The sequence below is a fragment of the Halomonas litopenaei genome (assembly GCF_017303055.1).
GTDB classification, from domain to species: domain Bacteria; phylum Pseudomonadota; class Gammaproteobacteria; order Pseudomonadales; family Halomonadaceae; genus Halomonas; species Halomonas litopenaei_A.
Window position 1 is genome coordinate 575,536 of sequence record NZ_JAEKJT010000003.1, and the last position, 23,074, is coordinate 598,609.

Sequence of the window (23,074 nt, forward strand, 5' to 3'; positions counted from 1 at the left end):
ACGACCTTCCCGGATGGTCCCGGCAGGGACCCATGAATGATGGTGGCGAAAGGCCCCAGGCACGAGCGCCTGGGGCTGGGTGGCGGCGTCGACGGTCGCTTAGAGCCCCTGCTTGAGGCTGGCGACGATATACTGGTCGAGGTCGCCGTCGAGCACCTTGTCGCAGTTGCTGGACTGCACGCCGGTACGCAGATCCTTGATGCGCTGGTCATCCAGCACATAGGAGCGAATCTGGCTGCCCCAGCCGATGTCGGCCTTGGAGTCTTCCGCTTCCTGCTTGGCGGCGTTGCGCTTCTGCATCTCCAGCTCCCACAGCTTCGCCTTCAACTGCTTCATGGCGAAGTCGCGGTTGGCGTGCTGGCTACGCTGGCTCTGGCAGGACACCACCACGCCGGACGGCTCATGGGTGATGCGCACCGCTGAGTCGGTGGTGTTGACGTGCTGACCACCGGCGCCACTGGAGCGATAGGTGTCGACGCGAAGGTCCGCCGGATTGATCTCGATCTCGAAGCTGTCGTCGATTTCAGGCGACAGAAACACCGACGCAAACGAGGTGTGGCGGCGACCGCCAGAGTCAAACGGACTCTTGCGCACCAGGCGATGTACTCCGGTCTCGGTGCGCAGCCAGCCGAAGGCGTACTCGCCCTGAATATGCACCGTCGCCGACTTGATGCCCGCCACTTCACCGGCAGACAGCTCAGTGATCTCGGCCTTGAAACCGTGGGCCTCGGCCCAGCGCAGATACATACGCAACAGCATGTTGGCCCAATCCTGAGCCTCGGTGCCGCCAGAGCCTGCCTGAATGTCCAGGTACGCGCTGTTCTCGTCCATCTCACCGGAGAACATGCGACGAAACTCAAGCTTCTCGAGATTGGCCTGAAGCGAATCAAGCTCCTTCTCGACTTCCGCCACGGTCGCTTCGTCGTCTTCCATCTCGGCCAGTTCCAGCAGGTCACGGCTGTCGCCGAGTCCCTGGTCCAGCTCGTCGATGGTGGCGACCACCAGTTCCAGCGAGGCGCGCTCCTTCCCGAGCTTCTGAGCGTAGTCCGGGTCGTTCCAGACCGCCGGATCCTCAAGCTCGCGGGTCACTTCTTCTAGCCGATCTTTCTTTTCGGCATAGTCAAAGATACCCCCTAAGAACATCTGTCCGCTCAGACAGGTCCTTGATCTGGTTGTGAATCGGATTGGTTTCCAACATGGTGCTCGCCTTGTGTTGTCCCTCGCCACAGGGCGGCCAGGGCACGTGAAATGGGCTTTGGTCGAACGTCGCCAGGGGCAACGCGATAAAGGGGGAGCATTGTAGCCAAAACGTCTAACCCCGTCATCCTGACCAGGGCGGCCACCCCTCATGGCAAAAGGGCTCGCGCCGGGCTATCGACGAAACGCAAGACGCTATGAAAATTTTCGTCTGGACAGCACCAGCGACTCAGCGCGATGGTCATTAGCGACTAAGCGGGCTTAGCCGATGTCGTACACCTTGTGCGACCTTCTCAGGCTCGCCGCAGGCGCTACCAACGGCCCTGCCCGCCACAACAATGCCAACATCAACAAGGAACTGACATGATCGCGATCCGTCCTCGCTGGGTGCGCCAGCTAGGGCTGGCCTCTGGCCTGACCCTGTCCACACTGGCTGCCGTCATCGCCGCACCGGCCATGGCCGAGACTCTCGACCTGGGCGTCACCGGCGAACTCGCCTCCTTCGACACCTCCCAGATCTCGGGCGGTATCTGGGAATCCCAGATCCTGATGGACGTCTACGAGGGCCTGGTCAAAAAGTCTCCGGAAGGTAAGGTCCTGCCCGGCATGGCCAGCGACTGGCAGGTCTCCGAGGACGGCAAGACCTGGACCTTCAGCCTGCGCGAGGATGCCCGCTGGTCCGACGGCGAACCGGTCACCGCCGAGGACTTCGTGTTCGGCTGGCGCCACCTGCTGGACCCGGCCAACGCTTCCAAGTACGCCTACATGCTGTATCCGCTGGTCAACGCCCGGGAGGTCAACACCGGCGAGCTTGCACTGGAAGAACTGGGCGTGGAAAGCCGTGACGATGGCCGCACCCTGGTCGTCCAGCTAAACCAGTCCACGCCTTACTTCCTGCAGCTGTTGACCCACTACACCGCCTACCCACAGCCGCAGCACACCTTCGAGCAGTACGGCAAGGAGTACGTGGATCTCGAACACATCGTCACCAATGGCGCCTTCACCCCTACCGAGTGGATCTCCCAGTCACGCATCACCACGGTCAAGAACCCCGAGTACTACGAGGCCGACCAGGTGGCGCTGGACGGCGTGCGCTACCACACCATCGAGGATCGCAACGCCGGCGTCTCGCGCTTTCGCGCAGGCGAGCTGGACATCATGCGCGAGTATTCCTCGAGCATGTATCCGCTGTTGAAGGAAGAGATCCCCGAGGCCACCCACATGGCCACCTACCTGGGCAGCTACTACTACGTGTTCAACCATCGCGACGGCCATCCCACAGCCGACCCCAGGGTACGCGAGGCGCTCAACATGGCCGTACGCCGCGACGTCATCGCCGACAACATCATGGGCGGCACCTTCCAGAAATCACTGTCCTTCGTGCCCGATGGCATCGATCACTACCAAGTCCAGAACGCAGCCTTCGACGACGCCGAGGGCAACGACATCACCGGCGATTTGAACGCCCGCATGGCCCGCGCCAAGGAACTTCTCGAAGACGCCGGCTACGACCAGGGCAACCCGCTGACCCTGCGCCTGCGCTATAACACCACTGACGAGCACAAGAAGATCGCGGTGGCAGTGTCCTCCATGTGGCGACCGCTGGGGGTCGAGGTGGAGCTGGTCAACGCCGAGGCCACGGTGCACTACCAGACCATCGCCGAGGGCGACTTCGACGTGGCCAGGGCCGGCTGGATTGCCGACTACAACGACGCCGAGAACTTCCTCGCGCTGCTGCGCTCCGGCGTCGGCAACAACTACGGGGCCTATGCCAACGAGGCGTTCGATACCCTGTACGACGAGGCGGCCACGACCCTCGACCTGGACGAGCGCAAGGCTATCCTGGAACGTGCCGAGGCCCTGGCCATGGACGACGACGCGCTGATCCCGATGCTCTACTACGTCTCACGCAACCTGGTGAACCCGGCGATCAGTGGTTGGGAAGACAACATCGAGGACGACCACCCCTCACGCTGGGTTTCCTTCGAGGAATAGACAAGGCTGTCACCGACAACCTGAGCTTCCCCGGTCCCGAGGCCCTCTCGGGACCGGGCCACTGTCTCCTCGCCGCTCCGCAAAGGATACCCCCCATGTTGCATGCCGATTCTCGTGCTGGCTCGTTCTCGACCTTGCGGTCCGTGGCCCGTGCGATCTTCACGCTGGCGTCCGCCTCACTGGCCCTCGGCGCTCAAGCCGCCACGCTGCAGGTAGGCAACGGTGCCGAGCCCAGTACCCTGGATCCGCAGAAGGTCAACGGCAACTGGGAGAGCCGGATCACCCGGGAGCTGTTTGATCGGCTGATCAATTACGGCCCCGACGGCTCACTGGAGCCGGGCCTGGCCGAATCCTGGACGCTGTCCGAAGACGGCCTGGTCTACACCTTCACACTGCGCCAGGCTCACTGGTCCGACGGCGAGCCGATCACCGCCGACGATGCCGTCTTCGCGCTGCAACGTCTGGTGACGCCGGCCACCGCCAACCACAACGCCAACCTCTACTACCCCATCGTCAACGCCCGAGCGATCAACACCGGGAAGGCCGAGCCGGAGAGCCTCGGCGTCAGCGCGCTGGACACCCACACCCTGGAAATCCGGCTGTCCGAGCCCACCGCCTATTTTCTTCAGGCCATGGCGATGACCGAGGCCGCCCCCCTGCCCCGTCACCTGCTTACCAGCGGCGTCGAGGACTGGACCCGGCCAGGCACCCTGGTGGCCAGCGGCCCCTTCGTGCTGGTCGACTGGAAGCCCCAGGACAAGGTCGAGGTTAGCCGCAACCCCCACTACTACGCCGCCGATGAGGTGGCCCTCGACGGTGTCGACTTCCACGCCATCGAGGACACCTCGGCGCTGATGAACCGTTTTCGCTCGGGCGAACTCGACATCGCCTACGGCGCGGTGCCTTCCGCGCGGTTCGAGTGGGCCCAGGAGAACCTGAGCGAATCGCTGCGGGTAGGTCCGCTGATCGGCAGCTACTTCTATATGCTCAACCTGCGTGACGGCACGCCGCTGAGCGATAAGCGAGTGCGCGAGGCACTGAATCTGGCGCTGGACCGCGAGGTCATCACCGAACGCCTGCTGGGCATAGGCCAGACGCCGTCTTACTGGTTCGTGCCGCGCACCATCGCCTCGCCCACCTCGGCCCGCCTCGACTTCCATGACCAGGACATGGACAGCCGCCGAGCCAGGGCCCGGATGCTGCTGGAACAAGCCGGCTACGGGCCCGATCGACCGCTTGAACTGGAGCTTTCCTACAACACCCTGGAAGACCACAAGAAGATCGCCGTGGCCATCGCCGCCATGTGGCGCCCACTGGGTGTGGAGATCGAACTGGTCAATCGCGAGGCGGCGGTGCACTTCGCCGGCCTGCGCCAGGGCGACTTCGAGATCGCCCGCTACGGTTTCGTGGCCACGGTCAACGACCCCTACGACTTCCTCAACGCCTACGCGGCGGGCGGCTCGGCGGCGGCCAGCACCGGCTACGCGGATCCCGAGTACGACGCCCTGGTCGAGGCCAGCACCCATGAGCTCGACGTGGACCGACGCGCCGCGCTGATGACCGAGGCCGAGAAGCGCCTGCTGGACGCCGACGTGATGCTGCCGATCTACGACTACGTGGTCGTCAATCTGGTCTCGCCGGACGTCGAGGGCTGGCAGCCCACGGCGCTCGATGTGCATCCGCTGCGCTACGTGTCCGTGGACGAGGCAGCCGCAAAATGAGCAAGCCCGGCCCCACCCTACCGCTGGGACACCCTCGCCCAGCCCCGATCCATGAACCCATTGGGCGCGGCCGCGAACGCCCCGCCCGCCGCCGCAAGCGAGGAACGGCACCATGCTGAGCTATACCCTCAAGCGCCTGGCTCAGGCCATTCCGACGATGCTGATCGTCATCACCATCGCCTTCTTTCTGATGCGCATCGCTCCCGGCGGCCCCTTCGACGGCGAACGCGCGCTGCCACCGGAGATCGAGGCCAACCTGATGGCCGCCTACCACCTGGACGAGCCGCTGTGGCAGCAGTACTTCCGCTATCTGGGCAACCTGGCCCAGGGCGACTTCGGCCCCTCGTTCAAGTACAAGGACTTCACCGTCACCGAACTGATCCTGCAGGGCTTCCCGGTGAGCCTGCAGATCGGCGGTCTGGCGATGCTGCTGGCGCTGGCGATCGGGCTGCCGCTGGGCATCATTGCCGCGCTGAAACGCAATACCGCCGTGGACTACGCGGTCATGGGCACGGCGCTGGCCGGGATAGCGGTGCCCAATTTCGTGGTCGCCCCGGTGCTGGCGCTGGTCTTCGGGGTCATGCTGGGCTGGCTGCCTGCCGGTGGCTGGAACGACGGCGCCCTGCCCAATCTGATCCTGCCGGTGATCGCCCTGTCGATCCAGCAGATCGCCTACATCGCCCGCATGATGCGCGCCAGCATGATCGAGGTGATGGGCAGTCACTATATTCGCACCGCCCGGGCCAAGGGCCTGACCGAGGCCGAGGTGGTCTGGCGCCACGCGCTGCGTCCGGCGCTGCTGCCGGTGACCTCCTACCTGGGTCCGGCCATCGCCGGCATCATCACCGGCTCGGTGGTGATCGAACAGATCTTCGGCATCCCCGGGATCGGGCGTTACTTCGTCCAAGGCGCGCTCAACCGGGACTATACCCTGGTGATGGGCACGGTGGTGTTCTACGGCGCGCTGATCGTGCTGATGAACCTGATCGTCGACCTGATCTATTCCGCCCTCGACCCCCAAATCCGCTACGACGACTGAGGCGACGCCATGACCACCGATACCCTCGCCCCCAGCGCCCCTGCCGGCGACAGCCTTGGCCGCGATGCCTGGCGGCGCCTGACTCAGAACCGCGCCGCCATGGTCAGCCTGTGGCTATTGGGCGCCATGACCCTGGCCTGCTTTATCGGCCCCTGGCTAACCCCCTGGGGGCTGGCCGACGTTGACTGGAACGCCTTTGATGTAGGACCCACCCTGGAGGGTGGCCACTGGCTCGGCACCGACGCCAACGGCCGCGACCTGCTGACCCGAACCCTCTACGGGGGCCAGGTATCGCTGTCGGTGGCGCTGGTGGCGACCTTCGTCAGCCTGATCATCGGCGTGCTGTATGGCGCCATCTCCGGCTATGTCGGCGGTCGCCTGGACAACCTGATGATGCGCTTCGTCGACATCATGTACTCGCTGCCCTTCATGTTCCTGGTGATCCTGCTGATGGTGGTATTCGGCCGCAACATCTTCCTGATCTACGCCGCCATCGGCGCGGTGGAGTGGCTCGACATGGCCCGCATCGTGCGCGGCCAGACCCTGGCGCTCAAGCAGCGTGAATTTGTCGAGGCGGCCCACGCGCTGGGCGTCAAGGACGGCAAGATCGTCACCCGTCACCTGATTCCGAACGCCATCGGCCCGGTGATCGTCTACGTCACCCTGACGGTGCCCAAGGTCATCCTGCTGGAGAGCTTCCTGTCCTTCCTCGGCCTCGGCGTGCAGGAGCCGCTGACCAGCTGGGGCGTGCTGATCTCCGAGGGGGCCGACATGATGCAGACCTCACCCTGGATGCTGCTGGTGCCCTCGGTGTTCCTGGCGCTGACGCTGTTCTGCCTGAACTTCCTCGGCGACGGCCTGCGTGACGCCCTGGACCCCAAGACCCGCTAAGTGACGACGGAGACGCGACCATGACCGACACACAACATAAGCCCACCCGTCGTCCCGCCCGCGAGGCGCTGCTCGAGATCGAGGGGCTCAGCGTCAGCTTCGAGCTGCCCCACGGCACCGTCCAGGCGGTCAAGGACGTGAGCTTTGCCATCAGCCCCGGCGAGACCCTGGCGCTGGTAGGGGAATCCGGCTCCGGCAAGTCGGTGACCTCCACCGCCGCCATGCGCCTGTTGCCGGAGCTGGCCCGCGCCGAGGGGGTGATTCGCTTCAAGGGCGAGGAACTGCTGAGCGCCACGCCCAAGCGCATGCGCCGGATTCGCGGTGGCAACATCGCCATGATCTTCCAGGAGCCGATGACCTCGCTCAATCCGCTGCACCGCATCGGCGACCAGATCAAGGAAGTCCTCGACCGCCACCAGAACGTGAAAGGCAAGGCAGCGACCGCCAAGGCCATCGACCTGCTCGAGCAGGTCGGTATACCCGAGCCAGAACGGCGCATCGCGAGCTATCCCCATGAGCTGTCCGGCGGCCAGCGCCAGCGGGTGATGATCGCCATGGCGCTGGCCGGCGAGCCGGAGCTGCTGATCGCCGATGAGCCCACCACCGCGCTGGACGTGACCGTTCAGGCCCAGATTCTGGATCTGCTCAAGGACCTGCAGCGCCGTTATGGCATGGCGATCCTGTTCATCACCCACGACCTGACCATCGTCAAGCACTTCGCCGACCGGGTCTGCGTGATGCGCCACGGCGAGCTGGTGGAACAGGGCGTCACCGCCGAGGTCTTCGCCCACCCACACCACGACTACACGCGCATGCTGATCGACGCCGAGCCGCGAGGGCGCAAGGCCACGGTGCCTGACAGCGAGCCCATGGTGCTGGAAGCCAAGGATATGCGCGTGCGCTTCGCCCTCAAGAAGCGCCTGTTCGGGCCCAGCGAGTACTTCGAGGCGGTGCGCGGCATCGATGTCACCATCCGCCGGGGCCAGACGGTGGGTATCGTCGGTGAATCCGGCTCGGGCAAGTCGACCCTGGGGCGTGCCCTGCTCAGGCTACTCAAGAGTCAGGGCGAGATACGCTTCCACGACACCCGACTCGACGTGCTCGACAAGACCGCCATGCGGCCGATCCGCTCGAAGCTGCAGGTAGTGTTCCAGGATCCCTACGGCTCGCTGTCGCCACGCCTGACCGTGGGCGACATCATCGGCGAGGGGCTCAAGGTCCATGCCCCGCACCTGTCCCGCGCCGAGCGCGACGCCCAGGTGATGGCCAGCCTGCAAGAAGTCTCGCTGGATCCCGCCATGCGCAACCGCTACCCCCACGAGTTTTCCGGCGGCCAGCGCCAGCGCATCGCCATCGCTCGGGCGCTGGTCCTCAAGCCCGAGTTCCTGCTGCTGGATGAGCCCACCTCGGCGCTGGATCGCTCGGTACAGGTCACCGTCATCGACCTGCTGCGCGAGCTGCAGCAAAAGCATGGGCTGACCTACCTGTTTATCAGCCACGACCTGGCCGTGGTGCGGGCGCTGGCCGACACCGTGCTGGTGATGAAGGACGGCCAGGTGGTGGAACAGGGCAGCGCCGAGGACTTGTTTGCTGCACCCAAGACCGCGTACACCAAGCGCCTGCTGGCCGCCGCCATGCTCGACCAGGTGGCGTAACGAAGGGTCGCCAGCATGACACCAGGCTCTGCCTAGACAGCGCCTGGTGTGCGATGGCAGCGGTCGCCGCCTTCGCTATTGCTCGCTTGGTGTCCTTACTCTGCCGGGTGCTCACCTGCGTAGACGCGCTCGGCCTGGGCCAGCGAGCAGCTCATCAACAGGTCCAGGGCACCCAGCGACTGGTCGCTGACGAAGGGGTGTGGAGCGCCTTCCTCACGCTGCTTCAAGGCCTCGATACGCTGAAGAGAGTTGTCCCGGGTGGGATGGTTGGAGAGAAAGACATCGACGTCATGTTCTGCGGCGATCGCCTTCATCCGCGCGGCTGAGGCTGAGTACTCACGCAAGCGAGCTTCATCCGGCCCGAAATTGAAACCGGTGCCTCCCCAGAGCACGGCGTGGTGGGTCGACTCACCATCCTTGAGTGGAATGACCAGCGACAGTGTGCCCGGCGTATGACCAGGGGTAACGTAGGCGTCGATAGAGGTATCACCAAGGGTGATCGCTTCGCCATCGGCCACGGTGACATCACGGACCGGAGGCTCGCCCCAGCGCGGGTTATCGATCGCCAGCTCCGGCTGCTCCAGCGCTATCCAGTCAGCATCGCTCATCACTACCTGGGCACCGTAGGCGTCGACCAGATATTGCTGACCACCATAGTGATCACCATGGGCATGGGTCACGATCAGGGTAGTGATGTCGCCAGGATCAAGCCCGAGATCGACGAGCCCTTGCTCGATAAAACGCTCGGCTTCCTCATTGTTGTTCAGGGCATCGATCAGAATGATGCCCTCACTGGTGGTGACCGCCCAGCTCGCGACGCCCGGAGTACCGACATAGTAGAGGTTATCAAACACCCGGGTCGGCATTGGTTCTGCCGGGCCGCGCCGGTTTTCCCGGTGGGACTCACGATGCTCGTGCTCGGCGCCACTGCCCTTGGGACGCTGCCCTGCCACCTTGAGACGAGTGGACAGGTCACACAGGCTAGCCAACCCCGGAAACGCCTGACCGGCAGCCAGGCCCCGTTCGGCGATCGCCTGAGCCAGGATATCGGGCGCTTCGCTGTCAGCAACGTCCGCCACTGCTGACAGGCTGATCAGCGCCACCGGCAGACCTAGACCCAGCGTGATCGCCTGCCGTGCCACGTTTCGCCGAGTCGGATTGGATAGGTGCTTCATTTTCAGTTCCTTAAACAAAATCAGGGCGGCATCGATTCGATAGAGGCCGGTCATCACGTGCTCAGAATTCCATCTCCAGCCCAACCCAATAGCGTCGTCCATCATCAACATGGCCGAAATTGTCGTAGTCGATATCCTTGTCAGTCAGGTTGTAGATGCCTGCCAATAGCTCTAGCCGAGGCGTCGCCTGCCATCCCAGGCCGGTGTCCCAGGTGGCATAGGATGGGGCACGAATGGAGGTACTGCTGTTACTCGACAAGTTGACCGGCTGGCTTTCCTCACCACGGAAGGTAAAGCGCAGCCAGGGCGCTAAGCTGTCACTGGCCTGCCAGTTCAGCGTGGTTGTGAACAGGTGGCGCGGCACCTGGGTCAGAGGCTGTCCCTCGTTGTCACCGCTCTTCTGCTCGGAGTCGGTGTAGGTGTATGACGCCAGGGCCTGAACTCGCTGCCCTACTGGTATGGTGAGACTAGCTTCCACTCCCTGGGTAATAGCGTCATCAATGTTGACGTTGGTGCGAGCATCCGGATCCCCCGTCGCCGCATCGCCGCAGTCACGGCCCCCGCAGCCCACGGTGGCAATCTTGTCATCGAAGTCGTTGTAGAACAGGGTCAGGCTGGCCTGCAGGCCTCCGGCGCCATCATGGACCAGCCCCATCTCGTAGCTGCGAGACTCTTCCGCATCCAGATCCGGGTTGCCGTAAATATCGCCCCCACGACTCTCCTGGACCCACTCCCCTGACAGCTCACGCAGGTTAGGCGCACGAAAACCAGTGGACATGCCACCTTTCATCGTCCATTCGTCGGCAAAGTCCCACACACCATAAAGACGGGGGCTGTAGTGGTCGCCGAAGAACTCGTGATCATCCATGCGAAGACCTGCGGTGAGGGCAACGCGGTCCGTCAGAAACCACTCATCCTCGACAAACAACGCGTACTGATAGACGGTGATCTCGTCGGTATCGGAGAGCGCATTGGTCGTCGTATCCTGAAGCCTTTCGTCTTCCCAGGTAGCGCCAAAGGTGACGAAGTGATCGGCCAACGGCAGCACCCAGCGCGAATCGGCTACGGTGTTGCGGATCTCGATATCGCGCCCAACGTTGTCGGTCTCTTCCCGCTGGAGGTAAGAATCGGAGGTCATGGCGCCCCACCTGCCCTGAAGGGAGAGCGCTAGCGTCTTGTGCCGGTTCTCGGTTTCGCTGTCGCTTGATCGCTCTGGCAATGAAAATCCCGCCCGGCTGGTGCGCTCCTGCTTGCGCCGACTGGCATCAAAGGAAAAGGCGTGCTCGTCGCTTGCCTGCCAGGAGAGGCGAGCCGCCAGATTGTCGAACTCGCGCTTGGCATAGCCCCGCTCGATCTTGTCTTCCTGACGATGCTGGTATTGGCCACTAAGCTGCACACCGAGCACATCGCTGATCAAAGGTCCCGACACATATAGCTGGTTGTTGAATTCGTTGCCGGAATCGCTGTCTTCCTGAATTGTCGCTTCGCTGCGCACGCTGGTGACCCATTCATCACTGACCTTGCGGGTGATGACGTTGATCACACCTCCTATCGCGTCGGAGCCGTAAAGAGTCGACATGGGCCCCCGGATGACCTCGATACGCTCGATGGCGCTGAGCGGCGGCAGCCAGTCCTTCTGAAAGCCGCCACCACCACTGGGCTGGGATTCCCGAGAGGTTTGGCGGCGGCCATCCACCAACCACAGCGTGTATTGGGGGGGCATACCCCGCAAGCTGATATCTTCACCGTCGCCACCTCCCGTGACGACAACCCCTGGAACATCCTGGAGAGCATCGGTGATGTCACGATATGCACGCCTCTCCAAGGACTCGCGAGTGACGACACTGACGGAAGCTGGGGCATTGCTGACGGTCTGCTCGTAACCCGCGGCAGTGACGACGATATCGTCAAGATTGATGTCATCCTGAGCGTGGACCACCAGCGGGGCAGCGCCACTAAGAGGAACAACCACCCAAGGGAGCAAAGATCGCGAAAGCATGGAGAACACCAGTATCGTCAATTCGTATTGAACGTTATTAGTTCTCAATTCTAGAGAGGTCGATGCCGTCCAAACAGCGTTAAGCGGCCTTTTGGCCATGCTTTCGTCACAACGGCATGTTCTATTTTCCGCAACCATGCCGCTCGTACCCATCGCCGCAGATGGCTATCGCCCTCGTCCACAGCGCCACGTTGACGGTTGCGCCAAGCGGCAATGCGAACCCTCGGGAAAGCGCTGAGCGCAATGAGAGACCAGGCGCCCGCAGCACAGTCCATGGCGCCTATGTGATACAGGTGAAGAATGAGAGCATCGCGCAACGTAGCGAATCGTCCGCGCAGCCGTTTCTACCGTGGTTCCTTAGCTACCTACCAACGACAGCGCCCCTCCAGGGAGGGGCGCTGTGGGGCCAGTGTCTGTGGCCGTGGCCGTGGTCTTGCGACCAAACGGATCAGAAGCGGTAGGTGACCTGGGCACCAAAGGCCTGGGCGGTGTTCTCGAAGTCCGCCTCGTAGGTGCCGCGGTTTTCCTCTTCCTGGGACAGTTCCGCGTCGGACTCATGAATGTAGCTGTAGGCCACGTCCACGGTCAGATCCGGCATCGGCGTCCAGCCGGCACCGAGTGAGAAGATGATGCGATCATCGGACGGCACCCGCACGCTGCGATATTCGTCCTTGATCGGTGTCTCGTCGTAGGCCAGGCCGGTACGCAGGACCCACTGGGGATTCAGCTGGTAGGTAGTACCCACGGAGTACTGCCAGCTGTCCTCGTAGTTCTGGGCCTCGACGATTTCACGCACATCATTCTCGACGCGCAGCTCGTCAAACTCGCTCCAGTTGGTCATGGCGGCACCGGCCATCACCGTCCATCGGTCGTTGATCTGGTGAGTGGCCGAGAAATCCCAGACGGCAGGCAGGGTAATGGACAGGGCGGCGTCCGCAGCCTGGGTCCGCGTACCTGCCGCGATTGTGCCAGGGAAGGGGCCGGCCTGCGCGCCACGGACGTTGGTAAAGCGCGCCTTGCCCTCCAGGTCATACTCCACTTCGGAGTGATAGGCGAAGCCGAAGGTGGTGTGTTCCCAGGGCTTGTACATGGCGCCCAGGGTATAGCCCCAGGCGTTGTCATCACCCTCAATGTCGACATCGCCTTCACCCGCGATACCATTGCCGCCCAGAGGCGCACCGGTTGCAGCGTCGAACAGGCCTACGGGGCCACCCTGGGTATTGGCGGTCAGCTCGCCGTCGATCTGGTTATAGGTCAGACCGAAGCCCGCCGAGAACTGTTCGCTGAACTTGACCGAGATGGTCGGCTGGACGGTCACCACCTCAACCTTGCTGCGATCGCCAAAGAAGCGGCCCTGGAATTGACCTTCGTAGTCGGTGATCAAACCGAAGGGCGCATACACGCCGAGACCGAAGTGCAGGTTGTCATTGATCGGCTGCACGTAGAAACCGAACGGAATCACACTGTTGGGCACCATATCGCCTTCGTTGGAACCCGTTGCGCTGCCATCGGCATTCTTGATATCGGTATCCACGGTCAGGAAGGCGGCACCGGCGGTGACCTGAGCGCGATCAAGAAACGACATGCCGGCGGGGTTGCCGAACACGATGCTGGCATCATTGACGGTAGAGGCGCGGCCCGCATTGGAAGTGCCCTGCCCGCTGACACCTTGCTCATTCAGCTGGAAGGCACCGGCCATGGCTTGACCAGAAAGAGCGGAGGCGGCCACGGCAACCGCCAGGGTCAACGGCTTGACTTTGTTATAGATCATCTCGACGTCCTTAATATCAGCAAGCGTGTCGGCGCATTTATTATCGGCTGGCACCGCCTTTGTTAGCGGGCTTGATCGCAGTGTTTGCGAAGGCGGGCTAGAGTTCAAGGCCAAACGTTCGTTTTAATAGCTAATTTGCTCATACTTTGGTCCAACGAATTTTGCTGATAACGTCAATTCAGTGACTTAGGACTTCATGCTTTGTTGTTTACGGCATACAAAATATCCCCTTGACCATTGGGTAACACAAAGGTTTTACACTGACATTGCACCACATCGCTCCCTGTCCCGCGCCACCCCGCCCAAGGAGACAAGATGAAAGTCAGTGAACTGGCCGTATCCGTAGGGGTCACGTCCGAGACCGTTCGTCACTACACCCGAGAGGGCTTGCTGTCCCCGAGCAAGGACCCAGCGAACGGCTATCACCGCTACTCGGAGCAGGATCGTGAACGCCTGAGCTTTGTTCAGCGTGCCCGCACCCTGGGCTTCAGCCTGGCCGACATACGCCAGATCCTGGTTCATGCGGACCAGGGAGACTCTCCCTGCCCACTGGTCCGCGACCTGTTGGCGGAGCGGCTGCCGAAGATACGCCAGCGTATTGCGGAACTGGAAGCGCTGGCTCAGCGCATGGAAGATGCCATGCACAGCTGGCAACACCTGCCCGACGGCGTCCCGGACGGACACAGTCTGTGCCGTCTGATCGAAAGCGTGCCGAAGGCGTCCGTACCGGAATCCACCACGGCCAGACAGCAGGAGTCATCATGAATCACCTCGAGGAGCACCAGTTTCAGGTGAGCGGAATGTCCTGCCAGGGCTGCGTCGGGCGCATGCGCCGGGCCATCCAGGAGCGTGACAACACGGCCAGGGTCGAAGGTGATCCCGGGAGCGGCAGGCTCTCGGTCGCCTCGGCACTCGGTGCCAGTGAGGTGAAAGCCCTGCTGGCACAGGCCGGCTACCCCGCCGAGCACACTGACGCCACCAACCCTCCGGTCTGTGACGACCCAGCGGCCTGTGGCAAGGCGACGACCTCCCCCGTACCGGACGAACCACCCTCACAACCCGACGCCTCCACCGCTTCGGCCCAGCGTCTGGCGATCCAGGGCATGACCTGCGCAGGCTGTGTCGCTAGCGTTCAAAAGGCTCTGGCGCATACCCCCGGTGTCGAACAGGCAGACGTCAACTTTGCCTCTCATACGGCACGGGTGCGGGGCAGCGTCGATCCCCAGGCACTGGTGCAAGCGGTCGAGTCGGTGGGATATGGCGCCACGCCCATTGTCGACCTGCGCGAGGCGGAAAAGCAGCGAGCACAGCGCAACCAGCAGGACTACCGGCGCATGCTCAAGGGCAGCATCGCCTCCCTGGGGCTCGCCGTCCCCCTGATGATCATGATGCTGATCCATCACCCGGCCCCAACCGGCGTGGCGCGTCTTGGCTGGGGACTGGTCGGTCTGGCGACCCTGGCAGTGCTGATCGGCCCGGGGCGCCAGTTCTTCCGTGGCGCCTGGAAAGCCCTGCGTCATCATCAGGCCAATATGGACACCCTGATTGCCCTGGGCACCGGTACCGCCTGGCTGTATTCCATGGTGGTGGTGCTGGCAGCGCCCTGGCTACCCGAGGCCGCCCGAGGCCTCTATTTCGAGGCGTCCGCCATGGTCATCGGTCTGGTGCTGCTGGGCAAGGCGCTGGAGCTGCGCGCCCAGGGGCATACCTCCGAGGCGCTGCATCGGTTGCTCGATTTGCAGAGTCAAACCGCCCGCCTGGTGACCCAGCATGGTGATCAAGAAGTCGCCATCGACGACGTCACCGAGGGCGACCTGATCCGGGTACGACCCGGCGAACGCCTGCCGGTGGACGGCCAGGTGACCGAAGGCAGCAGCTACATCGACGAATCGATGCTGTCAGGGGAGCCGGCCCCCGTCGCCCGCGGGCCAGGGGACGAGGTCAGCGCCGGCACCGTCAACGGACGCGGCTCACTGGTATTCCGCGCCACCCGCATTGGCGCGGACACGCGGCTGGGGCGGATCACCGAACAGGTGGCGACGGCCCAGGGGTCGAAGCCGCCCATCGGCAATCTCGCGGACCGGGTGTCTGCGGTCTTCGTGCCCAGCGTCATGATTATCGCGGTGTTGACCGCTCTGGCCTGGTACCACCTGGGCCCCGAACCGGCGGTGATTCACATGCTGGTCACTGCCACCACGGTGCTGATCATCGCCTGTCCCTGCGCCCTTGGGTTGGCCACGCCGCTGTCGACCATGATCGGGGTAGGCAAGGCGGCCGACCACGGCGTACTGATCCGCTCGGGCGAGGCGCTGCAGACGGCCAGTACGCTGACCACCCTGGTGGTCGACAAGACCGGCACACTGACCGAGGGACGTCCCAGAGTGACCGACGTGCACTGGTTCGATTCGCGTGGGCTCGAACGCTCATCGCTGCTGGCACTCATCGCGAATCTCGAGAGCCGGTCCGAACACCCGGTGGGGGAAGCGCTGGCGCGTTTCGCCGAGCAGCAAGCCGCCTCCGCTCACCACGGCGACGTCACCGTCGACGACTTCGAGAGCATCACCGGTCAGGGGGTCAAGGCACGAACAGCGCAAGGGCCTACGCTGGCGATCGGCAACGGGGCATTGATGGAGGCACGAGGCATCGATCTGCACGCCGCTGTTGACACGCTACCTGACTGGCAACAGCAGGCACGCACCCTGGTCTATGCTGCGCTAGACGATCAACTGACAGCAGCCTTCGCGATCGAGGATCCGCTGCGCGAGGACAGCCGAGACGCCATCGCTCGCCTCCAGGCCGATGGCATCAAGGTGGTCATGCTGACCGGCGACAACGCCGCCACCGCAACAGCCATCGGCGAAGCCGTCGGCATCGACGAGGTCCATGCGGAGCTGTCGCCCAGTGACAAGCATGCCGACATCGAACGACGCCAGGCCCAAGGGGAGATCGTCGGCATGGTAGGTGACGGCATCAACGACGCGCCAGCGCTGGCCCGCGCCAACGTGGGCTTTGCCATGGGCCAGGGCACCGACGTGGCCATTGAAAGCGCCGGCATCACGCTGATGCGGCCTTCTCTCCACGGGATCGCAGCGGCCATCGAGATCAGCCAGGCAACCTTGAGCAACATTCGCCAGAACCTGTGGGGCGCCCTTGGCTACAACGCCCTGTGTATCCCCATCGCTGCAGGTCTGCTGTATCCGCTGACAGGCACCCTGCTGTCACCGATGATCGCCGGCGCGGCAATGTCCGCTTCTTCCATCACCGTGGTCGCCAACGCCAACCGACTGCGTCTTAAACGGCTGCAGGGTGCTATGACGCAGCCCTCGGCAGACGCCGACTCTTCTACAGCGTCAGGAGTCTCTTCATGAGTATCATCGTGACATTGGCGGGGCTGGGGCTCATCGCGCTGATCATCTGGTGGTTCTGGCTATCCTGAAAGAGCACTCCCAGCGTAAGGACCACATCGCTGGGCCAGACAGGCGTGAAGACGGGAAAAGGAGGCAAGACCATGAGCCAAGCGGAATCGCCCACGGGCCCCACCCTCGATCGAGTGCTGGAAACGGCGCTGTATGTGGCCGACATGGCCAAGGCACGACAGTTCTTCGAGTCGGCCCTGGGCCTGTCCCCCTTTACCGCAGACCATCGCTTTACCGCCTATCAGGTGGGGCCCTCGGTACTGTTGTTGTTTCTGGAAGGGGGAACCCTGGAAACCGTCGTACTGCCGGACAACGGGGGCACCATTCCGCCCCACGACGGTCGCGGCTGGGTCCATATGGCCTTTGCCATTCGCCACGCAGAGTTGGCGGCATGGGAGTCCCGACTCCATGCCCATGGTGTCGAGATCGAAGGCCGAACGCGCTGGTCGCGTGGCGGAGAAAGCCTCTACTTCCGAGACCCGGATGGCCATCTGCTGGAACTGGCGACCCCGGGAGTCTGGCCCCATTACTGACGGCGACATCGTTGAGCACCGGGGCGAGCCCCTCACTGTCCCCCCAGGGAACGACCGTTCCACCTCAATCACGGCCGTTCCACCTCAATCACAGCCGTTTCACTTAGCTAGCTGGCGCGGTTCAGGGCTCGACGCTGGCCTGTGCTTGGAAGGTATCAATCGACGGGGTCTGCGTGTTCGACCATCAGCTGCAGGGTTTCGCGCCCACGGTAGCGATTGCGATTGAGCTTGTAAGCACAGTGCAACGTCGACCCCACATCAAAGTCGGGCAGTTGGCCAGGTGTCAGACAGCGAAACCAGATGGCTTTCAGCGTCAGCCCCTGACACGACAGTTCGAGTGACAGGTGACTGCCATCCCCTACTGGCTTGAGCCGCTCCACCACAAAGCGTCCCTCGAACAAGGGGGCCTCGAACTCGCGACCGAAGGGACCGAGCCCCTCGATCTCGACCAGGGTCTCGAGACGTAACTGCTGTTCAGAGAGCTCACCGTCGGTGTCGATACAGGGTACCAATTCCCGCTCGCCCAACTGTTCGCGTACCGCGGTCAGCATCGCAGCTCGAAAAGCGTCGAGACGCGACTGCACCACACCGACTCCAGCCGCACCGCGATGGCCTCCAAAACGGACCAGAGCATCGGGGGCAAGCTGATGGGCACGTTGCAGCGCATCACGCAGATGCAAGGCGTCTACTGAACGCCCGGAACCTGTCAGCATACCGGCTTCTGCCGCAGGAGTGAGCACCAGCGTGGGACGACCATAGGCCTGCACCAGGCGCGATGCGACAATCCCCTGAACGCCAGGATGCCCCTCCTCCAGATGCACGATGATCATCGGGTCATCGGCCTCCAGCGCCACTCTGGCCAATGCCTTGGCATCAGCCACCATCTCCGCCTCGATGGCCTTGCGTGACTGGTTGTCGGCATCCAGCGTCTCAAGATGGCGCCGCGCCACGCTGTCATCGCTGGCCAGCATGAAATGCAACGCGGCGTAAGGATCATCCAGGCGCGAGCGTGCGTTGATGCGGGGCCCCATCTGGAAGCCTAGAGTCTCGGCATCGAAGGGCACGCTATCCGCTCCCAGCCGCTCGGCCATCACTCGCCAGCACGGCTCGCCCATGCGATTGATCACGGCCAGACCGTGACGAACCACGGCACGATTGATGGCGCTTGCGCCCAGGGAGACACAATCGGCCACCGTGCCCAAGGCCACATAGGACAGCCAGGGCGACAGCTTGGGCGTCGACGGTGACAGCACCGCCTGCTCGATCAATGCCTGGCGCGTCAGCGACATCAACAGCCACGCCACCATGCAGCCGGCGATGGTGGCATCGGGATAGTCACAGTCCTGTCGGGTCGGGTTGACCGTGGCATAGGCCGACGGCGGCGGACCCTCCACGGGCAATGCGTGGTGGTCGCTCACCACCACGTCAATGCCGGCCTGCTTCAGCCGGGCAATACGCGCTTCATCACTACTGCCGCAATCGGCGGTGATCACCAGGCTTGGGCGGGGACTGAGCCGCAGGGTGCGCTCCACCAGCGGCAGGCTGATGCCATACCCATCATGAATGCGGTGACCAATCAGGCTGTGAAGTCGTGATGCCGGTACGCCAAACAGCTCGTTCAAGGTGCGCCGGATCACCACGTGGGACGTGATGCCGTCGACATCGTAGTCGGTAAGAATACCGATATGCTCCCCTTCGGCCACCGCCCTGGCGATGCGCTCGGCGGCACGCGGAGCATCGGCCAGGCGTTCAGGGTGTACCAGGTAGCGCAGACTGGGATCGACCAGGGGCTCGAGCTCACCTTTGTAGTCCACCAGGCGGCCAGCCAGCAGGCGTGCCTGCAGCTCGGACAGGCCGGCGTCCAGGCCCTGACGGTAGAGGGATTCATTGCGCTGACGGCGCTGTATTCTCGGACGTGGCTCGACAAAGGGACGCGGGGCACTGTCGATCACAGAAGACTCAGACATCGGACTCTCGGGATATGGGGGTAGGTGACGTTCCGGCGTCTATCCGGGGTCAGCGGGACAAATTGGCCCCTCGGCAGGTCAGCCACTCCCTCAGCAGGCGACGTCGGCCTCAGCTGATCGGCAGCATCACATGTTCGCGGTAGGCGGTGCGCTGGGTCAGCTTGCCGTACCAGGCCTCCAGGTGGGGAAGCGTGGGGCGTTCGATGTCCAGCTCAAACCACAGATAGACATAGGCCCCCAACGGAATATCGGCCAGGCCAAAGGCATCGCCCGATAGCCAGGGTTGCTTGGCCAGCACCCCGTCCGCCAGGCGCAGTGCTTTTTCGAACCCCGACAGCCCGCGCTCGATCGCGGCATCATCACGGGTCTCGGGCGTTCCCCGCACCAGGTTCATGATGAGGTCACGATAGGGCCCCGCCAGGCTGGCCAGGGCCCAGTCCATCCACATGCCCGAGCGACCGCGCTCGGCGGGAGTCGCCGTGTTCAGCTGAACGTTACCGTAGGCATCCGCCAGGTAGCGCACGATTGCATTGGACTCCCACAGGACGAGGTCGCCGTCTTCGAGGCAGGGAATCAGCCCGTTCGGATTCTTGGCCAGATAGTCCGGCGTATCCAGCCCTCCGAAAGGCCCTCCCACGTCGATCCGTTCGAGCGTGATACCGAGCTCGGCGGCACACCACATGGGCTTCTTCACGTTGACCGAATTGCTGCGTCCCCAAAGCTTCATGATTGTCTCCCTGGCGAAACGGAATGGTCGAAGCAAGATCCTCGCCTCGACCGGAACGGGCAAGCCTAGCGGCGGCGATGCTCGGCCACGAAGGCCTGTACCGCTTCGAGTCTAGCGGGAAGCACCTCGTAGCGTTCCTCACGCTCCAGCAGGTCTTCCATATGTGGCGGAAGCGGCACACCAGGGAAGCCCGCCTTGACCACTGCCTCGGCGAACTTGGCCGGATGGGCCGTTGCCAGGGTAATCATCGGCGTGGCGGCATCCCTGCGCTCGCGCTCGGCGGCACGGTAGCCTGTCGCGGTATGCGGGTCGAGAATTTCCTGGGTCCGGTGATGAGCCTCGCGGATCACCTCCAGAATGGTAGCGTCATCGACGCTATGGCTGGCAAAAATGTCGCGCAGTCGGCCCAGGGGCGCGTCGGCCAACGCGGTCGGCTCCTGCTGGAAGCGTGTGAGCAGCGCATCGACGGCTGCGCCGTCCCGCTCGTAGGCTTCAAACAGCAGACGCTCGAAGTTGGACGACACCACGATGTCCATGGACGGTGCCAGGGTGGCCAGCAGGTCCTTCTTGGAGAAGTCATTGTCGGCCAGGGTGCGGTGAAGAATGTCGTTGGCGTTGGTCGCGATGATGAATTGCTTGACCGGCAGTCCCATGCGATATGCCACATAGCCGGCAAAGACATTGCCAAAGTTGGCCGAGGGCACGCAGAAGCTGACCTGGCGCTGGGGCGCCCCGACGGCCACCGCCGACGCCACGTAATACACCACCTGGGCCATGATACGCGCCCAGTTGATCGAGTTGACGGCTACCAGCCTAGTCCCCTCGAGGAAGCTCTGGTCAGCGAAGCTCGCCTTGACCATGGCCTGGGCGTCATCGAAGTTGCCTTCGATAGCGACATTGAAGACGTTGTCGGCCAGCACCGTGGTCATCTGGCGGCGCTGCACCTCCGACACCCGGTTGTGGGGGTGAAGAATGAAGATATCCAGGTTGTCACAGTGGCGGCAGCCTTCAATGGCCGCAGAGCCGGTATCCCCGGACGTGGCGCCCATGATCACCGCGCGCTCGCCGCGCTTCTGCAGGAAGTGATCGAGAATGCGGCCCAACAGCTGCAGTGCCACGTCCTTGAACGCCAGCGTCGGCCCGTGGAACAACTCCAGCAGGAAGTGGTTGGCATCCAGCTGGTTGAGCGGGACGACCGCATCGTGGCTGAAGGTGGCGTAGGCGTCCCGGACCAGGCCGCGGAAGGTGTCGTCGTCGATCTCACCGCCGACAAACGGCTTCATCACACGAAAGGCGATCTCGGCATAGGAGAGACCGGCCATGTCGGCCAGATCATCCGCGCTGAGTTGGGGAAAGTCCTCGGGCACGTAAAGGCCGCCATCGGTGGCCATGCCGGTGAGAACGACATCTTCAAAGGACAGCGCGGGCGCCTGCCCACGGGTGCTGATATAGCGCATCTTGTGATTCCTTGCCGCCGCTGCAGCGCGGCCTGAGGGGTCCAGCGAAGCGCCATGGGGCATGGCCGCGGCCGCCCCATGGACATCGTCAATCCTGCTCGTCGAGGCTCTCGACACGGATTCGGGTCACCGAACCCGCGATGTCGGCCAGGGCCTCGATCCGGCGGATGGCCTCGTTCATCTGCTTCTCGAGGGTGCGGTGCGTCATCAGGATAATCGGCACCAGCTCACCTTCGGTCGCTTCCTTCTGGATCAGCGCCTCGATGGAGATGCCTTCCTCGGACAGGATGGTGGCCACACGAGCCAGCACCCCGGGACGATCAACCGCCAGCAGTCGCAGATAGTAGGCGGTGGTGATCTCCTCCATCGGCATGATCGGCAGCTCGTCACAATCGTCGCTGACGCCGCTGAAGGCCAGGTAGGGGGTCCGGTAGCGGTGCTCGGTGGAGATATCGCGGGCAACGTCCAGCAAGTCCGCGACCACGGCAGAGGCGGTCGGTTCGTCGCCGGCACCGGCGCCGTAATACAGGGTCGGGCCTACCGCATCCCCCATCACCGCGATGGCGTTCTTCACGCCGTGCACGCTGGCCAGCAGGCGCTCCTTGGGGATCAGGGTCGGATGCACCCGCAGCTCAAGGCCACAGCCGGTGCGCTTGGAAATCCCCAGGTGCTTGATGATGTAGCCCAGGTTATCGGCCTGCTCGACGTCCTCTGCGGTGATCCGCGAGATACCTTCGGTGTAGGCCTTTTCGAACTGCAGCGGCACGCCGTAGGCGATCGACGCCAGAATGGTCAGCTTGTGCGCGGCATCGATGCCCTCGACGTCGAAGGTCGGGTCCGCCTCGGCATAGCCAAGCGCCTGGGCCTCGGCCAGCACATCTTCAAAGGCACGGCCTTCGTCGCGCATGTGGGTCAGGATGTAGTTGCCGGTACCGTTGATGATGCCAGCCACCCAGCTGATGCGGTTGGCCCCAAGACCTTCACGCAGGGACTTGATGACCGGGATGCCGCCGGCCACCGCCGCTTCGAACGCCACAATCACGCCCTTGTCGTGGGCGGCCTTGAAGATCTCGTTGCCGTGCACGGCGATCAGCGCCTTGTTGGCCGTCACCACGTGCTTGCCATTGTCGATCGCCGTCATGACCAGGTCACGCGCCACCTCGTAGCCACCGATCAGCTCGACCACCACGTCCACGTTCGGGTTGGTCGCGACTTCGAAGACATCCTTGGTGGTACGGATACCGGTAAGATCACAGTCGGGGTTGATGCTGCGATGGGCGACCTGCTCAATGACAAGCGGACGCCCTGCCCTGCGGGCAATTTCATCGGCGTTTCGTGTCAGTACGTTGAAGGTACCGCCGCCGACGGTACCTAGCCCACAGATTCCCACTCTTACCGGTTTCAATGTCATTCTCCCTTACTCGCTGCCGCCACGGGCGGCAGTTGTGTCAGCGATGCGTGGTGGCCCGAATCTGCGTCGAGCCTTGTCGATGCGGGAGGCACCGGCCGCGCCAGCGCTCCCGCTCATTAT

Annotated in this window: 16 protein-coding genes; 8 read left to right on the forward strand and 8 right to left on the reverse strand. The window is 63.4% G+C overall.

All coding sequences use genetic code 11. The features are described 5' to 3' along the window. Positions 1-99: 99 nt before the first annotated feature. Positions 100-1,198 (reverse strand): peptide chain release factor 2 gene (prfB, locus tag JF545_RS06465; RefSeq protein ID WP_347401316.1). Its coding sequence is split into 2 segments (ribosomal slippage): positions 100-1,122 and positions 1,124-1,198, totalling 1,098 coding nucleotides; the frame shifts between segments, so codons are not numbered across the junction. A 362-nt stretch (positions 1,199-1,560) separates the two neighbouring features. Here prfB and JF545_RS06470 point away from each other — a divergent pair. From JF545_RS06470 to JF545_RS06490, 5 genes are all read left to right on the forward strand, one after another. Next, positions 1,561-3,192, forward strand: coding sequence for a peptide ABC transporter substrate-binding protein (locus JF545_RS06470; RefSeq protein WP_206940405.1), 1,632 nt, complete (start codon positions 1,561-1,563; stop codon positions 3,190-3,192). 95 nt (positions 3,193-3,287) lie between these two features. Next, entirely contained in the window at positions 3,288-4,913 is a 1,626-nt protein-coding gene (locus JF545_RS06475; protein ID WP_206940407.1) for a peptide ABC transporter substrate-binding protein, read from the forward strand. 112 nt (positions 4,914-5,025) lie between these two features. After that, the gene (oppB, locus tag JF545_RS06480; protein WP_206940409.1) at positions 5,026-5,952 is read left to right on the forward strand and encodes an oligopeptide ABC transporter permease OppB; all 927 of its coding nucleotides are present in this window, start codon (positions 5,026-5,028) and stop codon (positions 5,950-5,952) included. A gap of 9 nt (positions 5,953-5,961) precedes the next feature. Beyond that, a complete protein-coding gene (locus JF545_RS06485) occupies positions 5,962-6,843 on the forward strand; it encodes an ABC transporter permease (protein WP_206940411.1) in 882 nt (293 codons plus the stop codon). A 20-nt stretch (positions 6,844-6,863) separates the two neighbouring features. Beyond that, complete coding sequence (locus JF545_RS06490; protein WP_206940413.1) at positions 6,864-8,498, forward strand: ABC transporter ATP-binding protein; 1,635 nt, start codon at positions 6,864-6,866, stop codon at positions 8,496-8,498. A 95-nt stretch (positions 8,499-8,593) separates the two neighbouring features. Here JF545_RS06490 and JF545_RS06495 read toward each other — a convergent pair whose 3' ends face one another. The 3 genes from JF545_RS06495 to JF545_RS06505 all read right to left on the reverse strand — a co-directional run bounded on the left by JF545_RS06495 (position 8,594) and on the right by JF545_RS06505 (position 13,443). Further along, the gene (locus JF545_RS06495; protein WP_206940415.1) at positions 8,594-9,673 is read right to left on the reverse strand and encodes an MBL fold metallo-hydrolase; all 1,080 of its coding nucleotides are present in this window, start codon (positions 9,671-9,673) and stop codon (positions 8,594-8,596) included. A 61-nt stretch (positions 9,674-9,734) separates the two neighbouring features. Continuing rightward, positions 9,735-11,672, reverse strand: coding sequence for a TonB-dependent receptor domain-containing protein (locus JF545_RS06500; RefSeq protein ID WP_206940417.1), 1,938 nt, complete (start codon positions 11,670-11,672; stop codon positions 9,735-9,737). 448 nt (positions 11,673-12,120) lie between these two features. Next, positions 12,121-13,443: an OmpP1/FadL family transporter gene (locus tag JF545_RS06505; RefSeq protein WP_206940419.1), complete on the reverse strand. Its 1,323-nt coding sequence runs from the start codon at positions 13,441-13,443 to the stop codon at positions 12,121-12,123. A 315-nt stretch (positions 13,444-13,758) separates the two neighbouring features. Here JF545_RS06505 and JF545_RS06510 point away from each other — a divergent pair, with 315 nt between their 5' ends. From JF545_RS06510 to JF545_RS06520, 3 genes are all read left to right on the forward strand, one after another. Beyond that, on the forward strand, positions 13,759-14,208 hold the full coding sequence (locus JF545_RS06510) for a MerR family transcriptional regulator (protein ID WP_206940421.1): 450 nt from the start codon (positions 13,759-13,761) through the stop codon (positions 14,206-14,208). Next, positions 14,205-16,811, forward strand: coding sequence for a heavy metal translocating P-type ATPase (locus tag JF545_RS06515; protein ID WP_242520704.1), 2,607 nt, complete (start codon positions 14,205-14,207; stop codon positions 16,809-16,811). Before JF545_RS06510 ends, JF545_RS06515 begins: the two co-directional genes overlap by 4 nt. 140 nt (positions 16,812-16,951) lie before the next feature. Then, on the forward strand, positions 16,952-17,392 hold the full coding sequence (locus JF545_RS06520) for a VOC family protein (protein ID WP_206940423.1): 441 nt from the start codon (positions 16,952-16,954) through the stop codon (positions 17,390-17,392). Between the two features lie 155 nt (positions 17,393-17,547). On the opposite strand, the gene recJ is transcribed toward JF545_RS06520, so the two are convergent. The 4 genes from recJ to JF545_RS06540 form a co-directional block, all read right to left on the reverse strand. Beyond that, positions 17,548-19,359: a single-stranded-DNA-specific exonuclease RecJ gene (recJ, locus tag JF545_RS06525; protein WP_206940425.1), complete on the reverse strand. Its 1,812-nt coding sequence runs from the start codon at positions 19,357-19,359 to the stop codon at positions 17,548-17,550. A gap of 109 nt (positions 19,360-19,468) precedes the next feature. Continuing rightward, a complete protein-coding gene (locus JF545_RS06530) occupies positions 19,469-20,086 on the reverse strand; it encodes a glutathione S-transferase family protein (protein WP_206940427.1) in 618 nt (205 codons plus the stop codon). Between the two features lie 65 nt (positions 20,087-20,151). Beyond that, positions 20,152-21,543: a threonine synthase gene (thrC, locus tag JF545_RS06535; RefSeq protein ID WP_206940429.1), complete on the reverse strand. Its 1,392-nt coding sequence runs from the start codon at positions 21,541-21,543 to the stop codon at positions 20,152-20,154. 88 nt (positions 21,544-21,631) lie between these two features. Continuing rightward, the gene (locus tag JF545_RS06540; protein WP_206940846.1) at positions 21,632-22,948 is read right to left on the reverse strand and encodes a homoserine dehydrogenase; all 1,317 of its coding nucleotides are present in this window, start codon (positions 22,946-22,948) and stop codon (positions 21,632-21,634) included. Between the last annotated feature and the right edge of the window lie 126 nt (positions 22,949-23,074).